Genomic DNA, 3,359 nt, shown 5'->3' with positions numbered 1-3,359 from the left:
GTGCTGACCCGGCCGGCGGGGTCGGCGGTCAGCGCCGCCGACCACGGCTGCAGGCCGAGCCGCTGCGGCGCGTAGACCTGCCGCCAGACCGGCACGCCGGCGCACAGCGTGGCCAGCGCGGCGAGCGCGAAGCCCGCCAGCGCCAGCCGCGGCAGCGGTCGGCGCGGCAGCAGCGGCGGCTCGCGGCGCAGCAGCACCAGCGCAGCGGCCAGCAGCGCCAGCGCCAGCGCGGCGAGGCCGGCTGGCACGTAGCCGGCGAGCACGTGGCCCGCGCCCTTGCCGAGCTGGCCGAGCATGCGGAAGTCCGCCGGCATCAGCGGCGCATCGAGGTTGGCGAACTTGAGCGCGTTGGCGCGGTACAGCAGCGCCTCGGTCAGCAGGGCGAGGCCGAGCGCGGCGAAGGCGCGGCGGGTCAGCGCGAACAGCAGCAGCGCCAGCAGCAGGCCGGGCAGGGCGTTGGCGAGCAGCCGCAGCGGCGTCCCGGGTGCAGCCAGCAGCATCGCGGGCGAAATGCCCGGGGCACCGTCCAGCAGCGCGCTCCACAGCACGAAGGCAGCGCCCAGCAGCAGCGTCAGCGCCACCCGCTTGGCGGGCCCGGCACACTGTCGTCGCGTTCGCGATGGCCGGGAGCTGGCGCGCATGCCGCGTCGTTTCCGTCATCCGGAGGAGCGGCACTGTAAGCAAACAGTCATGAACGAAATGTTGACCGCCGCCGCCGGCGCCACGTGCTGCACTGCGGCGTGGCAGGGGCGGGGATTTGCGCTAGAACGCACGCGCACGCACGCGGTGCGTGGGGAGGGGGCGGCCCGCCGGGGCGACTCGGCGGGCCGCTGTTTTTCCCGGCGCCGCTGCGGTCGCCGACGCGCCTTGCCCGCGACCGCCCCGTCGCGGCCCTGCCTCGACGCCCTGTCATCGCCGCCGGCGATTGCGGAACCCGTCCGATGTCGCGGTTCGTATCGCCGCGGCACGCGGAACGCGGGGCTCTTCCCGCGCCGCAGACGACGGAGGGTGTCATGAAGCAAGCTCGCTTGGTGGTGGCGTTGACGATGGTGCTGTCGACGGCGGCGCTGGCCGGCCCCGGCCAGGATGACCTGGAAACGCTGGCACAGGCGTCGGGCCTGACCGTGCGACAGGTGGCGATGCTGCTCGGGCCGCATACCGCTTACGTGGAATACAGGGCCGGATATGACCGGTCCCGGGACAAGTTCATGAAGGCGGTCCGGGAGGGGCGCATCCCGGTCAGTTTGGTCGCCGCGCGCACCGCCACGGATGGCGCGCAGCCGACGGTTGCGCTGGCGCAACCGGCACGCTGACGTTCCCGCGCACGGAAGCCTGCCCGCACGAAAAAAGACCGACGTTGTTTGGAGAGGGCAACCCGCCGGGGCGATCCGGCGGGTCGCTTTTGTTCGTCGCCATTGCGGCTGTCGGCGAACCTGCCCGCCCGTCGCGCTGCCGTCGGGATTCCTCCCCGAACCCCTGTCATCCCCCTTGGCGATTGCGGAACGTATCCGGTGCCGCGGTTCGTGATGCCGCGGCGCACGGAACGCGGGACCCTTCCCGCGCTGTGGGCAATGGAGCGCGTCATGAAAAGTGCTCGCTGGGTGATGCCGGCGCGGGTGATGGTGCTGTCGACGACGGCTCGGGCCGGCGGCCGGGAAGATCTGCAGGCGCTCGCGCAGGCTGCGGGCCTGAGCGTGCGGCAGGCGTCGATGCCGCTCGGACCGTATAGCCCCTACGCGGATACAGGGCGGGATGCACGCAGATCCTGGCGAACTTCATGAAGGCCCATGACGAAGGCCGCCTGCCGATCCGCGTGGTGAAGCAGGAGGGCAAAGTGCAGCCGGATGCGATTGCCCTCGCGGTGCCGGAGCGCCGAGTCGCCATCCGCCGCCGCGCGGCGATGCGATGACGCGGCGCCGGCTGGCGACGCTACTGGCCGGACCCGCGCTGCTGCCACAATGCGCGCATGGAACGGGATCTGCCGCGCGCGGCCGCCGCGCTGATCGAACAACGCTATGCCGAACTCGCCGCGCGCTGCCGCGAGACGGGGGTGCCGCTGCACGACGACGCCGGCGTCGCCGAGCGCCTGCGCCGGCTGCTGCTGGCCAGCGACTTCGCCTACGACGCGCTGCGCCGCGAGCCGACGCTGCTGGCGCCGGCCGGCGTCGCGCGTCTGCGCGACCCCGCCGACGCCACCGCGCGGCTGGCGCTGCTGCCGGGCGCCGACGCCGACGAGTCGACCATGCTGGCGGCGCTGCGCCGCTTCCGCCGTGCCGAGGCGCTGCGCCTGGTGTTCCGCGACGTCAACGGCCTCGATCCGCTGCCCGACACGCTGGCCGCCACCGGCGCGCTGTACGAGGCGCTGATCGAGGCCGCGCTGGCGTGGGCCGCGCGCGGCCTGGAGCGGCGCTACGGCGTGCCGCGCAGCGCCGATGGCGCCGCGCAGCGGCTGATCGTGCTCGGCTTCGGCAAGCTCGGCGGCGCGGAGCTGAACTTCTCCTCCGACGTCGATCTCGTGTTCGCCTACCCCGAGGCCGGCCAGACCGACGGCACGCGCGCGCTGGACAACGGCGAGTTCTTCGCCCGCCTCGGCCAGCAGCTGGTGCGGCTGCTGGCCGAGCCCACCGACGACGGCATCGTCGCGCGCGTCGACCTGCGCCTGCGCCCGTTCGGCAATGCCGGCCGCGTCGCGCTGTCGTTCGCGGCGATGGAGCAGTACTACCAGCGCGAGGGCCGCGACTGGGAGCGCTACGCCTGGATCAAGGCGCGCCCGGTCGCCGGCGATCTGGTCGCCGGCAAGCGCCTCGGCGAGCTGCTGCGTCCATTCGTCTACCGCCGTTACCTCGACTACACCGCGTTCGCCGGCCTGCGCGAGATGAAGGCGCTGATCGACGCCGAGGTGGCGCGCAAGGATCTCGCCGACAACCTCAAGCTCGGCCCCGGCGGCATCCGCGAGATCGAGTTCATCGTGCAGTTGCTGCAACTGATCCGCGGCGGCCGCGAACCCAGCCTGCGCGCGCGCGGCCTGCTGCCGGCGCTGGGCGCCTGCGAGGCGCGCGGGCTGATCGCCGGCGCGCGCGCGAAACGCCTGCGCGAGGCCTACCTGTTCCTGCGCCGCCTGGAGAACCGCGTGCAGATGCTCGGCGACGCGCAGACCCACGACGTGCCGGCCGACGCGCTGGCGCGCGCGCGCGTCGCGCTGGCGCTGGACTATCCCGCGTGGGAGCCGCTCGAGGCCGAGCTGGCCGCGCACCGCGCCGCGGTCGCCGAGGAGTTCGCCGCGGTGGTGCTGCCCGGCGCCGGCGCGCACGCCGCGGCGGCGGCGACGCCGGACGCCGCGCTCTGGCGCGCGGCGCGCG

The 3,359-nt window shown here is 74.2% G+C and carries 2 protein-coding genes and 2 pseudogenes; 3 read left to right on the top strand and 1 reads right to left on the bottom strand.

Translation table 11 applies throughout. The features are described 5' to 3' along the window. Window positions 1–581: pseudogene (locus ABFC67_RS07395) on the bottom strand (LTA synthase family protein); the annotation flags it as partial. Between the two features lie 432 nt (window positions 582–1,013). Here ABFC67_RS07395 and ABFC67_RS07390 point away from each other — a divergent pair. The 3 genes and pseudogenes from ABFC67_RS07390 to ABFC67_RS07380 form a co-directional block, all read left to right on the top strand. After that, window positions 1,014–1,313: a hypothetical protein gene (locus ABFC67_RS07390; protein WP_346737351.1), complete on the top strand. Its 300-nt coding sequence runs from the start codon at window positions 1,014–1,016 to the stop codon at window positions 1,311–1,313. A 464-nt stretch (window positions 1,314–1,777) separates the two neighbouring features. Continuing rightward, a complete protein-coding gene (locus tag ABFC67_RS07385; protein WP_346737350.1) occupies window positions 1,778–1,909 on the top strand; it encodes a hypothetical protein in 132 nt (43 codons plus the stop codon). 57 nt (window positions 1,910–1,966) lie between these two features. Then, window positions 1,967–3,359: pseudogene (locus tag ABFC67_RS07380) on the top strand (glutamine-synthetase adenylyltransferase); the annotation flags it as partial.

This window comes from Mizugakiibacter sp., assembly GCF_039680435.1.
Lineage (GTDB): Bacteria > Pseudomonadota > Gammaproteobacteria > Xanthomonadales > Rhodanobacteraceae > Mizugakiibacter.
The sequence above is the reverse complement of the archived record's forward strand: the minus strand, read 5'-3'. Positions and strand labels throughout refer to the sequence as shown.

Bases quoted from the DNA above. Each gene is read 5' to 3' on its own strand.
- ABFC67_RS07390 (WP_346737351.1), top strand. From the start codon at position 1,014: ATGAAGCAAGCTCGCTTGGTGGTGGCGTTGACGATGGTGCTGTCGACG.
- ABFC67_RS07385 (WP_346737350.1), top strand. From the start codon at position 1,778: ATGAAGGCCCATGACGAAGGCCGCCTGCCGATCCGCGTGGTGAAGCAG.